Here is a 15,043-nt window from a genome sequence, read left to right as displayed (position 1 = left end):
ATGTTGAACAGGGTAGGCCTGATCGTGCGCGGGTTGGCCGCCGTGCTGCTGGTTCTCGTCGCGGCGCGGGTCGCCGCGGCCGAGGAGAAGCGGCTTCCCGTGCCGGCCGTCTCGATCCGCGCCGGCGAGATGATCCGCGAGGAGATGATCACCGAGCGCGCCTTCGCGCCGAGCCTGCTCGGCGTCGCCATGTTCATCGAGGGACGCCAGATCCTGGTCGGTCGCATGGCGCGGCGCGCGCTGCTGCCGGGCCAGCCCATTCCAACCAATGCGGTGGAGGACCCCTGGACCGTCGCGCGCGGCGCCATGGTCAAGGTCGTGGTCGAGGACAGCGGCCTGTCCATCGTCACTTACGGTTCGGCGATGCAGTCGGGGGCGGCCGGCGCGCTGATCCCCGTGCGCAATACGGACACCGGCGTGATCATCAGGGGCGTCGTCCAGCCGGACGGCAGCGTCAAGGTCATGGACGGATCATGACCAGGCTCCTGCTTGCGTTCGTCCTGCTGGTGTCGGCCGCCAGCGCCCAAGCCGCCGTCCGCATCAAGGACATCGCGGACATCAAGGGTTTGCGCGAGAACCAGATCGTCGGCTACGGCCTCGTCATCGGCCTCAACGGCACCGGCGACACGCTGCGCAACGCGCCGTTCACCGAACAGTCCCTGCAGTCGATGCTCGAGAACATGGGCATCAACGTCAGGAACGAGACCACGAGCACCAACAATCCCCCGCGTCCGACCACGCTGCGCACGCGCAACGTCGCAGCGGTGATGGTGACGGCGGACCTGCCGCCTTCGATCGGGCCCGGCGAGCGCATGGACGTCACCGTGTCCTCGCTCGGCGATGCGACGTCGCTGCTCGGCGGCACATTGGTGATGACGTCGCTGCGCGCGGCGGACGGCGCCGTCTATGCGGTGGCACAGGGCGCGATCACGGTTGCCGGCTACAGCGTCGGAGGCCAGGCGCAGAACGTCAGCCAGGGCACGCCGACGGCCGGGCGCATCCCGAACGGTGCGCTGGTCGAGCGCGAGGTGCAGGGAAGCCTCCACGAGATGGAGTTCCTGGTGCTACAGCTGAAGAACCCGGACTTCGTCACCGCAACGCGCATCCTCGACGCTGTCAACCGCTACGCCGGCGGTCGCTACCGCGCGCAGATCGCCTTCGAGCGCGACTACCGCACCATCGTGCTGTCGAAGCCGCGTCATGTTGGCCCTGTTCGCTTCCTCGCCGAGATAGGCGAATTGGTGGTCGAGCCGGATACGCCGGCGCGGGTCGTGATCAACGAGCGCACCGGCACGGTCGTGATCGGGCGCGACGTGCGGATATCCACCGTCGCCGTGAGCCACGGCAATCTGACGGTTCGCGTCACGGAGATGCCGGTTGTGTCGCAGCCGGCGCCGTTCTCGCGGGGACAGACGGTGGTCGTCCCGCAGACCGTGGTCGAAGCCAACGAGGCCGGATCGCAGGTGGCGATCCTGAGCGGGGTCGATCTCCAGCGCTTGGTGCGCGGGCTGAACCAGATTGGCCTGAAGCCATCGGGGATCATCGCGATCCTGCAGGCGATCAAGACGGCAGGCGCGCTCCAGGCCGACGTCATCGTGCAATGATGCGCAAGCGTCGTGCAAGCTTGGTCGCTCAATGCTCAGGTCTGAAGCGAGAATCGCACGCGGCCCGATGCTGAAGCTGGATCACAAAGGCAAACTCCTCCTGCTGGCCGCGGCAGCAATGCTCGCGAGCGCCTCGCCCGCGCTCGCCTTGGACGAGGCCAAGCCGTCGAAACCGCTCAACCTGCTCTCCTTCGCCCGCGCCCGCGCGGGCGGACCGCAGAAGCCGCAGCCGTCGGCCACCGCGACACCTGTCGACAACGCTTCGGTCCGGGCCACGGCATGGGCGGCCGAAGATTCGGGCCCCGCGGTCACCGGTGCGGTGCCGGAGACACCGGCGCCTGCGCCGGCCCGTCCGGCCAAGCTTGGCAGCGTCACGGCGCCGCCGAAGCCTGCACCGCCGCAGGCTGCGCCGGCTCCGGACAACGAAATCGCGCTGTTCTGCAGCAACGTCGCCGATCCCGCCGTCGACGCCAGGTTGGCCTGGCAGCTCAAGGAGCTCGAGAAGGCCGAGAGCCTGCTGCGCGAGCGCATCGCCGAGGTCGAGGCCAAGCGCGCCGAATACGAGAAGTGGATGGCGCTGCGCGACGACTTCCTGAAGAAGGCCGAAGCGAGCGTCGTCGAGATCTATTCGCGCATGAAGCCCGAAGCTGCGGCGACGCAGATCGCCGGCATGGCCGACGAGACCGCCGCCGCCGTGCTCGCCAAGCTCAGCCCGCGCAGCTCGAGCGCGATCTTCAACGAGATGGACACGGCACGCGCGGCGCACCTCGCAGACCTGCTCGGCGGCATGCGTCGCGTGGACGACGGAAAGAGCAAATAGATGACCAAGCCGATCCTCATCCTCTCGCTGCTCGCGGCGTCCGTAATTCTGGCCGGTTGCTTCCATGATCCGGCCGAAGTCCTGACCGGTCCGCAGATGTCGCCCGTCGGCAGCGGCCTGCGGATGCAGGCCGATCCGATCCCGGTGACGCCGCGCGTGCGCACGCCCGTCAGCTATCGCTCGACCTGGGACGACGGCACCGATCTCTACCGCGATCCGCGCGCACGCCGCACCGGCGACGTCGTGACGGTGATCATCTCGATGCAGGACAAGGCCAAGCTCGACAACAAGACCGGCCGTTCGCGCGATTCGCAGGTCAAGTTCGGGCTCGACTGGCTGATGGACATCGCTGGATGGAACGACACGGGTTCGGCCAACGCCAATCTCAGCACCAACACCCAGATCAAGGGCAACGGCCAGATCGACCGCACCGAGGACATCAGGCTGTCGATCGCGGCCGTCGTCACCGACGTGCTGCCCAACGGCAACATGATGATCAGCGGTTCGCAGGAATTTCGCGTCAACACGGAGATGCGCGTGCTCAAGGTCGGCGGCATCGTGCGTCCGCGTGACATCTCGCGGGCCAACACCATCTCCTACGACAAGATCGCCGAGGCGCGCGTGTCCTACGGCGGGCGCGGAAATCTGTCGGACGTGCAGCAACCTGGATGGGGACACCGGATCTATGACGCCGTGGCACCATTCTGAGGCCCGAGCCGGCCGGATCGCGCCACGATGGCGGGCGACGCCATGCGCCTGATCGCCGCCATCGTCGTGCTGACCCTGATCGCGATCGGCGGGGGCGCGATTGCCGGTCTGCATCTGATCGCGACCGCCGAACGCGTTGCCGACGCCAAGAAGAACGCCACATCGCCGCCGATCGCATCGAGCTACGCCGGCAGCGCGCGGCTCAGGAAATTGTCTCCGATCGTGACCAATCTCGCCGCGCCGGCGAACAATTGGGCGCGCATAGAAGCCTCGATGGTGACCGACAGCATGAGCGACGAGGATGCCGGCATTCTGGCCGCCCATATCAGCGAGGACATCGTGACCTATCTGCGGTCGGCGACGGTGGCGCAGTTCGAAGGATCGCGCGGGCTCCAGCATCTGCGCGACGACCTGACCGAGCGCGCCAATATCCGCTCGTCGGGCAAGGTTCGCGAATTGATCATCGAGACGCTGGTGATCCAGTGAGGGTGAAAGTCCTGCTGTTCGCGCTGGTTCTGGTCGTGCTGCCCGAAGCGGCGCTGGCCCAAATTCCGGACCTGAATTCCCTGCTGCCGCCCGGGAACGGCTCGACCAGCGGCCGGATCATCCAACTGATGGCGCTGATCACGGTGCTGTCGGTGGCGCCGGGGCTGCTGATCATGGTGACGAGCTTCACGCGATTTGCGGTGGCGTTGTCGTTCCTGCGCGCAGGTCTCGGCCTCCAGACCACGCCTGCCAACCTGGTGCTGATCAGTCTCGCGCTGTTCATGACCTTCTATGTCATGGCGCCGACCTTCGACCGGGCCTGGGAGAGCGGCGTCCAGCCGCTGATGAAGAACGAGATCTCGGAAGAGGAAGCCTATCTGAAGATCACGGACCCGTTCCGCGAGTTCATGCTGGCCCATGTCCGTGACAAGGATCTTCAGACCTTCGAAGCGCTCGCCGCCGAAAGCTTCCGCAGGAAGTTCGACGACAAGCGGGTCGATCTGCGCGTCATCATTCCGGCCTTCATGATCTCGGAGCTCAGGCGCTCGTTCGAGATCGGATTCCTCATCATCCTGCCGTTCCTGGTGATCGACATGATCGTGGCGACGCTGACCATGTCGATGGGCATGATGATGATGCCGCCGACGATCCTCGCGCTGCCGTTCAAGATGCTGTTCTTCGTGCTGATCGACGGCTGGAATCTGCTGGCCTCCGGGCTGGTCCGCTCGTTCTCGTGAGCACCGCGAGCGCCCGCCGGCCGATTATGGTTAAACGAAACGCGCTGGATATGGTTAGCGGCGCGTTATTTTAACCATATGATATTACTGCGGAATTCAAGCTCGTCTTAATCCGGAAGCAAGATTCGGCGTGCTAGCAATGCGGCACGGCGGGTTGGACCCACACAGATCGGTCCAAAGGCATGATGCCGCCCTTCCGTACCGGTGAAAGCCCGGTATGTCCCCTCGTGAAAATGTAAACGCGTACATAAAGGGACATTCGCAATGTCAAGCCTGCTTACGAACTCGACTGCCATGACCGCACTCCAGACCCTGCGGTCTGTGGGTTCGCAACTCTCCACCACGCAGAACCGCATCTCGACCGGCCAGCGCGTCGCCACCGCGTCGGACAACGCCGCCTATTGGTCGATCGCCACCTCGATGCGCTCCGACAACGCCGCGCTCTCGGCGGTGTCCGACTCGCTCGGCCTGTCGGCCGCGACCGTCGACACCGAATATACCGCTCTAACCTCGGTGATCGGCGACAAGGACTCGGGTCTGACCAAGCTCCAGGCGCTGCTGGTCCAGTCCAAGACCGCAGGTATCGATCGCACCAAGATCCAGGCGGACATCACCCAGATCCAGCAGGACATGAAGCTGAAGGCCAACTCGGCGACCTTCAACGGCATCAACTGGCTGAGCACCACGACGGGTACCACCCCGACGAGCTTCAGCCTCGTGTCATCCTACTCGCGCGTCGGCGGCACGCCCACCATCGGCTCGATCACGGTGACGACGGCCAACTACACGCTCTACTCGACCACGCAGACCGGCATTCTGGACACCGTGGCCGGCAGTGCCTCGGTCGACACGATCAACATCTCCGCGCTGACCGACTCGGCCGCCGACCAGACCACGCTCGATGGCTACATCGCGCAGGTCACGACTGCGATCAACTCGGTGGCCTCGGCCGCCGCCAATCTCGGTGCGGTCAAGAACCGTATCTCGACCAACACGAACTTCGTGAAGTCGCTGATGGACTCGGTTGACCGCGGTGTCGGTCAGCTCGTCGACGCCGACATGAACGCGGAATCCACCCGCCTGGCCGCCCTTCAGGTTCAGCAGCAGCTCGGCGTGCAGGCGCTCTCGATCGCCAACAACAGCAGCCAGAGCATCCTGTCGCTGTTCCGCTAAGACGGAAGTCATCTGGGGAGGGCCGCGCTTCTCGCGAAGCGCGGCCCTTTCCCTTGGGCATGGCCACGCGCGCCCAAGTCCGGCCGCCTGTTGCGGCCGGAACACAGGGCCACAAGCCCCGCACAAGCTTCGCTCGCTAACCTCGCCGCTACGACAGATTGGGCCTTGAAACCCGCGTTTGCGGCACGCCCAAAGGCATGACGCCGCCCTGTCGTACCGGTGCAAGCCCGGTATGTCCCCAACTCAAGTCAATCTTCAAAGGGACATCAAAATGGGTTCTAGTCTTCTCACCAACTCCTCCGCCATGACCGCGCTGCAGACCCTGCGGTCTGTCAGCACGCAACTCGCCACCACGCAGAACCGGATTTCCACCGGTCAGCGCGTGTCCACCGCCTCGGACAACGCCGCCTATTGGTCGATCGCAACGTCGATGCGCTCCGACAACGCCGCGCTGTCCGCTGTCTCCGACTCGCTCGGCCTGTCGGCTGCGACCGTGGACACCGAATACACCGCTCTGACCTCGGTGATCGGCGACAAGGAATCCGGCCTGACCAAGCTCCAGGCGCTGCTGGTCGAAGCCAAGACCGCGGGTATCGACCGCACCAAGATCCAGGCGGACATCACCCAGATCCAGCAGGACATGAAGCTGAAGGCCAATTCGGCGACCTTCAACGGCATCAACTGGCTGAGCACGACGACGGGCACCACCCCGACGAGCTTCAACCTCGTGTCGTCCTACTCCCGCGTCGGCGGTACGCCCACCATCGGTTCGATCACGGTGACGACCGCCAACTACACGCTCTACTCGACCACGCAGACCGGCATTCTGGATACCGTGGCCGGCAGCGCCTCGGTCGACACGATCAACATCTCCGCGCTGACCGATTCGGCGGCCGACCAGACCACGCTCGATGCCTACATCGCGCAGGTCACCGCCGCCATCAACTCGGTGGCCTCGGCAGCTGCCGATCTCGGTGCGGTCAAGAACCGCATCTCGACCAACTCGGAGTTCGTCAAGACCCTGATGGACTCGGTTGACCGCGGTGTCGGCCAGCTCGTCGACGCCGACATGAACGCGGAATCGACCCGCCTGCAGGCTCTGCAGACCCAGCAGCAGCTCGGCGTTCAGGCGCTCTCGATCGCCAACCAGAACAGCCAGAGCATCCTGTCGCTGTTCCGCGGCTAAGCGGCGCTCTCGAAAACGACCATGCTCCCTCAGGGAGCACGGTCCCCGCCGCGATGGTGGGCGCCGACACGCGATATGCCGGCAATCGAACCTTCGTCATATTTCTTGCGACATGCTGCTGCCGGTCGGGTTGCCCTGCGTCTGAGCACTGGCTCGCGACCGCCCACCGATTGCGTCGCCTCGTCTTGCATAATTGCAACGCCTCGCCAGCGAACCCACACATTCGCGCCTCGCGCAACCTTCAGACAAGGTTGGCAGCTGAGTGTCGTCACCATTCGCATTGGTACGAGGTCATATGCTCAGTCGTGCGCAGGTACAGCAACTGCTCAACAATCTGCTGGAGCTTGGGCCGCGACGCCTGATGGCCTTGGGACTGATCGGTTTTGCGGTTCTCGTCACCGTCGTCGGCGGCGCCTATTATCTCAGCCGCCCCGAGTTCGAAACGCTCTACACCGGCCTCACCCGCGAAGACGTGACGCGCATCGGCGCGGCACTGCGCGAGCAGAACATCACCTTCGACGTCAATTCCGCCGGCGATGCGGTCTCGGTGCGTCCGAGCCAGACCATGCAGGCGCGGATGCTGCTCGCCGAGAAGGGGCTGCCGACCAGCGCCAATTCCGGTTATGAGCTGTTCGACAAGATCGGCTCGCTCGGGCTGACCTCGTTCATGCAGGAGGTCACCAAGCTGCGCGCGCTCGAAGGCGAGATCGCCCGCACCGTCCAGCTGATGAAGGGCGTGAAAGCGGCGCGCGTGCATATCGTGCTGCCGGTGCGCGGCTCGTTTCGCGCCACGCAGCAGCCGCCTTCGGCATCGGTCGTGCTGCGCACCGACGGCGCGATCGAGGCGCGCACGGCGCAGTCGATCCGGCATCTCGTCGCCGCCGCCATTCCCGGCATGAGCCGCGACAAGGTGACGGTGCTCGATGCCGACGGCTCGATGCTGCTCGCCGAAGAGGACGAGGCCAGCGCCGCGCCGACCAAGATGGCGAGCCTGCAGAAGACGGTCAGCGGCATGGTGCAGGAGAGCATCCGCAAGGCGCTGACGCCGTATCTCGGCCTCGACAATTTCGAGGTGAGCGTCGCTCCGCAGCTGTCCACCGACAAGCGGCAGATCAACGAGACGGTCTACGATCCCGAGAACCGCGCCGAGCGCTCGGTGCGGGCCGTACGCGAGAAGGAATCCTCGCAGAACGCCGACCGCTCGTCGCCGACCACGGTGCAGCAGAATCTCCCCGACCAGCAGGTGAATGCGGGCGGCGGCAAGAACTCCAGCGAGGACAAGACCCGCCGCGAGGACGTCACCAACTTCGAGGTCTCCTCCAAGACCACAACGACGGTCAGCGACGGCTATTCCGTCAAGAAGCTGTTCATCGCCGTCCTGGTGAATCGCGCTCGGCTGGTCGCCGATCTCGGCGACAAGAGCAATCAGGCCATCATCGACAGCAAGCTCGCCGAGATCAGCCAGCTCGCGGCGACCGCGGGCGGATTGGACAAGGCGCGCGGCGATCAGATCCAGGTGACGGCCGTCGATTTCATCGAGGGCTCGCGTGAGCTGGCGCCGGTGCCGCCGATCAGCTTCGTCGAGATGATCAACAAGCAGCTCGGCAGCGTCATCAACGCGATCACGATCCTGGCCGTGGCTTCGATGCTGGTCTGGTTCGGGCTGCGGCCGGCGGTCAACGGCATCCTGACCCATCGCGCGGAGCAGGAGCAGGCCGAGGCGGCCGAGGCCGCCCAGCTCGAGGCCTCGGCGGCCCTTGCGCTGCCCGACGGCGAGGAGGCCGAGCTCAACCTCGTCGAAGACCTCGAAGGCAAGATGCAGCGAACGCCGCAGAAGCGGCTCGAGCAGATCGTCCGGCTCGATCAGATGCAGGCGGCGGCGATCCTTAAAGACTGGATGCGACGCGAGGAGGCGGCATGAACGCGGCAATCGGAAAACTCCTGACGCAGTTCGATGCGAATGGCCGGGTCAAGTCGTCGCCGCCGCCCCCGCCTCCAAAAATCCAGGACGTGCTGACCAGGCCAAAGGAGGCGAGGCGCGATCCGCAGCCTCAATCGCAGCCGCAGGCCCACACGCAGCTTCAGGCTCAGTCCCCGGCGCCCGCGACGGAAGCGCCGCCCGTCAATCTCCTGGACGATGCCTATCGGCGCGGCCATGCCGCGGGCGTCGCGGAAGGCGACGCCAAATTGGCCGAGGAGCGCGTCCGCAGCGCGATCCGGCTCGGCGAAGAGCGGGCCAAATGGTCCGATCAGCAGGCGGTCGCAATCGTCAGCGGCTTCGAGGCGGCCTGCCGCGAGATCGAGACCAATATCGCAAGCTCCGTGGCGCGGATCCTGCTGCCGTTCCTCGCCGATGCGGTGCGCGACAAGGCGATCGGATCGCTGGTCGAGCAGATCGCGGCGCTGACCGGCAGCTCGTCGGCGCCCGCCTTCAAGGTCACCGGCCCGAGCGAGCTGCTGGACCTCGTGAAGACGCAGCTCGAGGCGTCCAGGCGAACCGGCATCGCATACGAGGCCGCCGAGACGCTCGAGGTGCGCGTCGTGGCTGACCAGACCGCGATCGAGACGCAGATCTCCGCCTGGAGTGAACGCCTCAAGGAAGCGCGCCGGTAGTCCGCCATGGAGGAGGTCAAGCATGAGATCGTGATCGTCCGCCGCCGCAGCGCCTTCGCCGAGGAGGCGCATCACGGCGGCGTCTGGAAGATCGCCTATGCGGACTTCATGACCGCGATGATGGCGTTCTTCCTGGTCATGTGGCTGCTCAACGCGCTCAACCAGGACCAGAAGCAGGTCGTCGCGAGCTATTTCAATCCGATCAAGCTCGCTGAGAACTCACCTGCCCCAAAGGGTCTCAAGGATCTCTCCAACAAGGAGCCGTCGTCGTTCGAAGGCCAGGACGGCAAGCGTCAGCCGGCCGGCACGAACGAGGAAAGGCGCGGCGATTCTCCGACGGCTGAGAAGCCGGCCTCTTTCGAGGAGAAGGTCCTGTTCCGCGATCCCTATGCGACGCTCGCCGAGATCGCCAACAGCGCGAACCAGTCGACGGGCCAGCGGCGCGCCGGCGCTCTGACCTCCGCTGAAGAGGACGGCCTCAAGGGAGGCGATGCCTATCGCGATCCATTCGATCCCGGCTATTGGAAGCTGGCGCCACAGGCGTCCAAGGACGCCGATCGCTTCATCGAGAGCGAGCCGAAGCCGAATGCCTCCGCGCGAGACGGCGCAGCCGGAACAAATCCGGGCGAGGTGCAGGCGCGCCGGAGCAGGACGGATGATGCCGGCGGCAGCGTGGCTCCGAGCCCGGAGAGCGCGTCCGCAAGCCTGTCGCCGCTGCTGCCGCCGGGCCCCGCACCGACGCAGTCGGCGCGCGAGGGCAGCGCCCAAGCTGGCGTTCAGGCCAATGCCGCTCCGCAGGCGCGTCTCAACGATACGGCGAAGGAGCCGGAGGCGCGCGACAATGCGCAAACGCAGCAACCGACCCTCAAGCAGCTTCAGTCCGCAATCGCAGACGCCCTGTCGGACATCAAGGCAGGAGCGGGGCCGGCGGCCGAGGTGCGCCAGGTCGAGGAAGGGCTCCTGGTCAGCCTGACGGACGATGCGAGCTTCGGCATGTTCGCGGTCGGCTCGGCGGAGCCGCGGCCCGAGCTGATCCGCGTGATCGACAAGATCGGGCCGCTGCTGATGAAGCGCCAGGGCATGATCATCGTCCGCGGCCATACCGACAATCGGCCGTATCGCTCGGAAACTTACGACAATTGGCGGCTGTCGACCGCACGTGCGCAGATGGCATATTACATGCTGGTTCGCTCCGGCGTCGATGCGCGGCGGATCGAGCATATCGAAGGTTACGCCGATCGGCGGCCGAAGCTCCCGAACGACCCGGCCGCCGCCCAGAACCGCCGGATCGAGATCCTGATCCGGGAGAAACGCCCTTGATCAGGCTGCTGCGCCGCGCCGTCTTGCTGCTGCCGTTCATCGCGGCAAATGCGCTTGCCCAGCCTGCACCCCAGGGCAGCGAACCCTATGAGCTCGTCCGCGCGCTGCAAGCGGTGCAGGACGGCATCGCCAATGGCGACACCGCCGCACATGGCAGTCATATCGCGCTGATCCGGCAAATCGGCGAGAAGTTTCTCGCGGCCGATCCCGCGGTGTGGAGCAATCCGCGGAACGGCCAGGCGGTCGTTATCTACCTGCTCAGCGGCGGTGCGCCGCAAATCGTCCGCAAACTGCCGCGCGACAAGTTGAACGTTGACGAGCGGCTGTTCAACGGTGCGCTCGCCTATGTCGAGGGTCGCCAAGAGGAAGCACGGGAGCTGCTCAAGGAGATCAAGCCGCGGACGATTCCTTCGGGACTGGGCGGACAGGTCGCGCTGGTTCAGGGCGCGCTGTTCGCGCGCGCCGAGGCCTCGCTCGCGATCGAGCGCCTGGACGATGCGCGCCTGCTGTTGCCCGGCACGCTGGTCGAGGAGGCGGCGCTGCGGCGCGAGATCCTGCTGGTGGGGCAGGCGGAGGATTTCGAGAAGTTCGAGTTCCTGACGCTGGCCTATATCCGCCATTACCGCAACTCGATCTATGCGGGCGATTTCTGGCAGCGCTTCTCCGCGGGGCTGACGCAATCGAGCCTGGCACTCGACGAGCGCCGCTTTGCGCGGATCTCAGCCTTGCTCGAGCAGGTCGATCGCGCCAGCCGCCTCAAGCTCTATCTCGTGATGGCGCGCGCCGCGATGGTGCGCGGACGGCTGACCGTGACCCGGCTGGCCGGCGAGCGGGCATTGACCCTCAGCGCGGATACATCGGCGGAGCGCGAGCGCGCCCATTTCTTCCGCGGCGCCTCGCGCGTGCTCACCGACGAATATGACGGCGGTCTCGCCGAACTGAAGGCGCTCGACCGGTCGAAGCTGCCCGAGCGCGACGTCCCCCTTCTCAATGCCACGGTGCAGCTTGCGCTCGACATCCGCAAGCCGTTCGCGGGCGGATTTACGGCGGACAAGCCGCCGGCCACGCCGGCGCGGCTCGATCTGTCGTCATCGACCGCGACGCTCGCACGCGCGCAGAAGCAGCTCGGCGAGCTCGAACTCCTGACCAAGGACCGCCGTCCATGACCAAGCTCAGTGGAACCTCCGGACAGCTCTTCAACGGTCTCGCCGAGAGTCTCAACATGCGCGGGTCGCGCGCGGCAAAGGGTGCCGCGACCAAACCGCAGGCGAACTCGTCCTTCAACGATCTGCTCCACACCGTCTCGAATCTCGCCAAGCAGGCGCTGAGCGAAGACGACAGCGAGACGGCCGCGAAGACCGGAACGCTGCGCACGCGTCCGATCCATCCGACCGAACAGGAGAAGCCGAAGGAGGCGGCGCTGCGCGAACCCGTCGCGCCCAATGCACATCCAAAGTCCATGGACGAGGCCTCCGACACCAAGTCCGACAAGCTGGCGGAGAAACCACGTCCGGTCGATCTTCTCACCGGGACAGATCGCCAGGATCAATCCGGCATCGCTGTGATGATCGGCCAGGAGATCGCTGCCGCGCCTGCCGTGAAGCCGCAGATGCAAGTGCCCTCCGCAGACAAGGACGCGCCCGCGCGCGACCAGCGGTCGCCCTCGGCGAAGTACGAGGCAACGGGCGCGGTGAAGGCGGCGACCGGCGATCCCGGTCCATCCAGTCCTGCCCCGGCCGGCGCGCGCTCGCAGGCGGCGGCTTCGCAAGCGATGGCGGCGTCGCAATCTGCGCTGACGCAAGGTGCGGAAGCCTCGAGCGCAAGGCCGGCATCACCCGGCTTCGAGGCGGTCACGGCCGATGTCGAGCGGGCTGCCAAGGCTTCGGCGCGCGCCGCGCTACCCGAGACGACCAAGGTCACCGTGGTCCAGCAGGAAACTCATCTGCCACCGGCGCAGTTCAACGCCCCGCAGCAGGTTGCCAATGCAGTCGTCGCCGAGCTGAAGGAGTCCTCGGCTCCGGCTGCGTCCGCGGCACCCGATCTCGCCGCATCCCAGACCAACGCACCGGATCAGCCGCTCAGGATCCTGACCGTCAATCTCGAACCGCCCGCGCTCGGCAACGTCACGGTGCGCCTGCGTCTCGTCGGCACCGAAGTGTCCGTCCAGCTCGCGGCCGAGCGCAAGGACACGAGCCAGATGCTCGACCAGCAGCGCGACCAGATCCGCGAGCTCATGCAGTCGGCCGGCTACGTCGCCGACGTCGCGCCGGTCCAGCACGGCTCGCTGGACGGATTCCAGAGCGGCTCCGGCCAGTCCCAGCCCCAGCTCTCGGGCCAGCAACAATCCTCGCCGCAGTCGCAAGGCGCGTTCGGCGGTGCCGGCACGTCGTCGGGGCAATCCGACAGCGGCGCGAAACAGGCTCGCCAGGAGCGCCAGTTCAACCAGGAGACGCGTCATGAGCAGGACGTGGCGCCGCATCATCGTCGCGGCCCTGTTTATCTGTAACGCGAGCGCTGCGGAAGCCGCCGCCGAGACTGCGCGGCCCTGCGAGCGTGAGATGACACGTGCGGCCCGGCAGCATGGGATTCCGCTCGGCATTCTCTATGCGGTCGGCCTCACCGAGACCGGCCGGCGCGGCGCGCTCCATCCTTACGCGCTCGGGGCCGACGGCCAGACCGTGTTCGCCAAGGACATCAACGATGCAATCGCGAATTTCGAGGCCATGCGCAGCAAAGGCATCAAGCTGATCGACCTCGGCTGCATGCAGATCAACCATTATTATCACGGCGACAAGTTCGCTTCGGTCCGGGCGATGTTCGATCCCGCGGGGAATGTCGAATACGCCGCGCGCTTCCTGAAGGAGTTGAAGCAGCGCGAGGGCAGCTGGACCATGGCTGTCGCGCGCTACAACGCGGGCCCCAACAATCAGCCGGCGCAGAAGCGCTATGTCTGTCACATCGTTGCGCATCTCGTCTCGAGCGGTTTCGGCGCGTGGACGGACAAGGCGCGCTCGTTCTGCCAGCCCAAGACGAGCTGAAGCAGAGCTGACCGGACCACGACAAGTTGTGCATCGCGCCCAATCATCAGCCCCGCGCAAGCAAGAACCCCCATTGTAGCTGCAACCTACCGAAGGAGCAATTCATGAGCCTGTATGGTGTTATGCGCACCGGCGTTTCCGGGATGAACGCGCAGTCCAACAAGCTGTCGACCGTCTCGGACAACATCGCTAACGTCAACACGACGGGCTATAAGCGGGCTTCGACGGAGTTCTCCTCGCTGATCCTGAAGAGCGGCTCCGGCAATTACGATTCCGGCGCTGTCGAAACCAAGGTCCGCTATGCCATCAGCGACGGGGGCAATACGCAGTATACCACGTCGACCACGGACCTCCGCGTCCAGGGCAATGGCTTCTTCGTCGTGTCGAACGCCAACAACACGCAGCAATATCTGACGCGCGCCGGCTCGTTCGTGCCCGACAGCCAGGGCAATCTGGTCAACGCGGCCGGCTTCTATCTTCTGGGCCAGCCGGGCAACGTGAGCAATTTCTCGCAGAACAGCCTGTCAGGCATGGAGATCGTCAACATCGCCCAGGTTTCGCAGGTGCCGGTGCCGTCGTCGGCGGGCACGCTCACGACCGGTAACCTGGATCCGAAAGCCGCCGTCATTGCTGGCCCGCCCGGCCCGGCGTCGTATTCATCGAAGAGCTCGATCGTGGCCTACAACAATATCGGCCAGGCCGTTACGCTCGACGTCTACATGTCTCACACGGCGACGGCTGCCGGCTCGGATACCTGGCAGATCGAGGTCTACGACTCCGCTACAGGCACTTCGCTCGGCGCCGCCACGACCTTCACCTTCGACACCACGGCGGCCGGCAGGGGCGCGCTCGCCGCGGCGAGCCCGACCGGTCTCGCCTTCACCGTTCCCGGAGGTGCGGCGATGACCTTTGACCTGTCGAACTTGACCCAGGTCGGCACCGACTTCAGCTTCAAGGCCACTGTCAATGGCAGCGTTCCCTCGGCGATCGACAAGGTCGATATCGACGATGCCGGCCATGTGACGGCGATCCTCAAGAACGGGCAGCAGCTGACGCTCTACACCATCATGCTCGCCGACGTCGCGAGCCCCGACAATCTGACGCCCGAGCCCGGCAACGTCTATTCGACCAACATGAATTCCGGCAATGCGCAGGTCGGAAATGCCGGCACGGGTGGGCTCGGCACGATCCAGTCCAGTGCCCTGGAGGACTCCAACGTCGACCTTGCGGACGAACTCACCGGCATGATCGAGGCCCAGCGCGGCTTCACGGCGAACTCGAAATCGTTCCAGACCGGCTCGGATCTGCTGGATGTCGTCGTCAACTTGAAGCGCTGAATTCCTAGGCGCTCGTTTCGG

Annotated in this window: 15 protein-coding genes; all 15 read left to right on the top strand. The window is 65.6% G+C overall.

The window, feature by feature from the left end:
- The 15 genes from flgA to I6F17_RS03320 all read left to right on the top strand — a co-directional run bounded on the left by flgA (position 1) and on the right by I6F17_RS03320 (position 15,022).
- Positions 1 to 477, top strand: a complete 477-nt coding sequence (flgA, locus tag I6F17_RS03390) for a flagellar basal body P-ring formation chaperone FlgA (RefSeq protein ID WP_225123912.1) — start codon at positions 1 to 3, stop codon at positions 475 to 477.
- Entirely contained in the window at positions 474 to 1,604 is a 1,131-nt protein-coding gene (gene flgI, locus I6F17_RS03385; protein WP_225123913.1) for a flagellar basal body P-ring protein FlgI, read from the top strand. The genes flgA and flgI overlap by 4 nt, the downstream gene beginning before the upstream one ends.
- A gap of 67 nt (positions 1,605 to 1,671) precedes the next feature.
- The gene (locus tag I6F17_RS03380) at positions 1,672 to 2,424 is read left to right on the top strand and encodes a MotE family protein (protein WP_225123914.1); all 753 of its coding nucleotides are present in this window, start codon (positions 1,672 to 1,674) and stop codon (positions 2,422 to 2,424) included.
- Positions 2,425 to 3,132, top strand: coding sequence for a flagellar basal body L-ring protein FlgH (gene flgH, locus I6F17_RS03375; protein WP_225123915.1), 708 nt, complete (start codon positions 2,425 to 2,427; stop codon positions 3,130 to 3,132). It begins immediately after the preceding gene.
- A 42-nt stretch (positions 3,133 to 3,174) separates the two neighbouring features.
- Positions 3,175 to 3,618 (top strand): flagellar basal body-associated FliL family protein, encoded by a 444-nt coding sequence (locus I6F17_RS03370; protein WP_346656982.1) that lies wholly within the window; start codon positions 3,175 to 3,177, stop codon positions 3,616 to 3,618.
- A complete protein-coding gene (gene fliP, locus I6F17_RS03365) occupies positions 3,615 to 4,355 on the top strand; it encodes a flagellar type III secretion system pore protein FliP (protein WP_225123917.1) in 741 nt (246 codons plus the stop codon). The genes I6F17_RS03370 and fliP overlap by 4 nt, the downstream gene beginning before the upstream one ends.
- 264 nt (positions 4,356 to 4,619) lie before the next feature.
- Positions 4,620 to 5,528, top strand: a complete 909-nt coding sequence (locus I6F17_RS03360) for a flagellin (protein WP_225123918.1) — start codon at positions 4,620 to 4,622, stop codon at positions 5,526 to 5,528.
- 271 nt (positions 5,529 to 5,799) lie between these two features.
- Positions 5,800 to 6,714 (top strand): flagellin, encoded by a 915-nt coding sequence (locus I6F17_RS03355; RefSeq protein WP_157281905.1) that lies wholly within the window; start codon positions 5,800 to 5,802, stop codon positions 6,712 to 6,714.
- 295 nt (positions 6,715 to 7,009) lie between these two features.
- Complete coding sequence (gene fliF, locus I6F17_RS03350; protein ID WP_036046274.1) at positions 7,010 to 8,635, top strand: flagellar basal-body MS-ring/collar protein FliF; 1,626 nt, start codon at positions 7,010 to 7,012, stop codon at positions 8,633 to 8,635.
- Positions 8,632 to 9,327, top strand: coding sequence for a hypothetical protein (locus I6F17_RS03345; RefSeq protein ID WP_225123919.1), 696 nt, complete (start codon positions 8,632 to 8,634; stop codon positions 9,325 to 9,327). Before fliF ends, I6F17_RS03345 begins: the two co-directional genes overlap by 4 nt.
- A gap of 6 nt (positions 9,328 to 9,333) precedes the next feature.
- Positions 9,334 to 10,647, top strand: a complete 1,314-nt coding sequence (locus I6F17_RS03340; RefSeq protein ID WP_225123920.1) for a MotB family protein — start codon at positions 9,334 to 9,336, stop codon at positions 10,645 to 10,647.
- Positions 10,644 to 11,813 (top strand): chemotaxis protein, encoded by a 1,170-nt coding sequence (locus I6F17_RS03335; RefSeq protein WP_225123921.1) that lies wholly within the window; start codon positions 10,644 to 10,646, stop codon positions 11,811 to 11,813. Before I6F17_RS03340 ends, I6F17_RS03335 begins: the two co-directional genes overlap by 4 nt.
- Positions 11,810 to 13,153 carry a flagellar hook-length control protein FliK gene (locus I6F17_RS03330; RefSeq protein WP_225123922.1) on the top strand — a complete coding sequence of 448 codons (1,344 nt, stop codon included), beginning with the start codon at positions 11,810 to 11,812 and terminating at the stop codon, positions 13,151 to 13,153. The genes I6F17_RS03335 and I6F17_RS03330 overlap by 4 nt, the downstream gene beginning before the upstream one ends.
- Positions 13,104 to 13,685 carry a transglycosylase SLT domain-containing protein gene (locus I6F17_RS03325; RefSeq protein WP_036046286.1) on the top strand — a complete coding sequence of 194 codons (582 nt, stop codon included), beginning with the start codon at positions 13,104 to 13,106 and terminating at the stop codon, positions 13,683 to 13,685. The genes I6F17_RS03330 and I6F17_RS03325 overlap by 50 nt, the downstream gene beginning before the upstream one ends.
- Positions 13,686 to 13,789: 104 nt before the next feature.
- Positions 13,790 to 15,022 carry a flagellar hook protein FlgE gene (locus I6F17_RS03320; protein WP_225123923.1) on the top strand — a complete coding sequence of 411 codons (1,233 nt, stop codon included), beginning with the start codon at positions 13,790 to 13,792 and terminating at the stop codon, positions 15,020 to 15,022.
- Positions 15,023 to 15,043: the final 21 nt, after the last annotated feature.

Source organism: Bradyrhizobium sp. NBAIM18, from assembly GCF_020193825.1.
In the GTDB taxonomy this organism is placed as follows: Bacteria; Pseudomonadota; Alphaproteobacteria; order Rhizobiales; family Xanthobacteraceae; genus Bradyrhizobium; species Bradyrhizobium yuanmingense.
This window is presented reverse-complemented; position numbering and strand designations above follow the sequence as displayed.

Coding starts and splice junctions, on each gene's coding strand:
- flgA (WP_225123912.1), top strand. CDS start 1: ATGTTGAACAGGGTAGGCCTGATCGTGCGCGGGTTGGCCGCCGTGCTG.
- flgI (WP_225123913.1), top strand. CDS start 474: ATGACCAGGCTCCTGCTTGCGTTCGTCCTGCTGGTGTCGGCCGCCAGC.
- I6F17_RS03380 (WP_225123914.1), top strand. CDS start 1,672: ATGCTGAAGCTGGATCACAAAGGCAAACTCCTCCTGCTGGCCGCGGCA.
- flgH (WP_225123915.1), top strand. CDS start 2,425: ATGACCAAGCCGATCCTCATCCTCTCGCTGCTCGCGGCGTCCGTAATT.
- I6F17_RS03370 (WP_346656982.1), top strand. CDS start 3,175: ATGCGCCTGATCGCCGCCATCGTCGTGCTGACCCTGATCGCGATCGGC.
- I6F17_RS03360 (WP_225123918.1), top strand. CDS start 4,620: ATGTCAAGCCTGCTTACGAACTCGACTGCCATGACCGCACTCCAGACC.
- I6F17_RS03355 (WP_157281905.1), top strand. CDS start 5,800: ATGGGTTCTAGTCTTCTCACCAACTCCTCCGCCATGACCGCGCTGCAG.
- fliF (WP_036046274.1), top strand. CDS start 7,010: ATGCTCAGTCGTGCGCAGGTACAGCAACTGCTCAACAATCTGCTGGAG.
- I6F17_RS03345 (WP_225123919.1), top strand. CDS start 8,632: ATGAACGCGGCAATCGGAAAACTCCTGACGCAGTTCGATGCGAATGGC.
- I6F17_RS03340 (WP_225123920.1), top strand. CDS start 9,334: ATGGAGGAGGTCAAGCATGAGATCGTGATCGTCCGCCGCCGCAGCGCC.
- I6F17_RS03330 (WP_225123922.1), top strand. CDS start 11,810: ATGACCAAGCTCAGTGGAACCTCCGGACAGCTCTTCAACGGTCTCGCC.
- I6F17_RS03325 (WP_036046286.1), top strand. CDS start 13,104: ATGAGCAGGACGTGGCGCCGCATCATCGTCGCGGCCCTGTTTATCTGT.
- I6F17_RS03320 (WP_225123923.1), top strand. CDS start 13,790: ATGAGCCTGTATGGTGTTATGCGCACCGGCGTTTCCGGGATGAACGCG.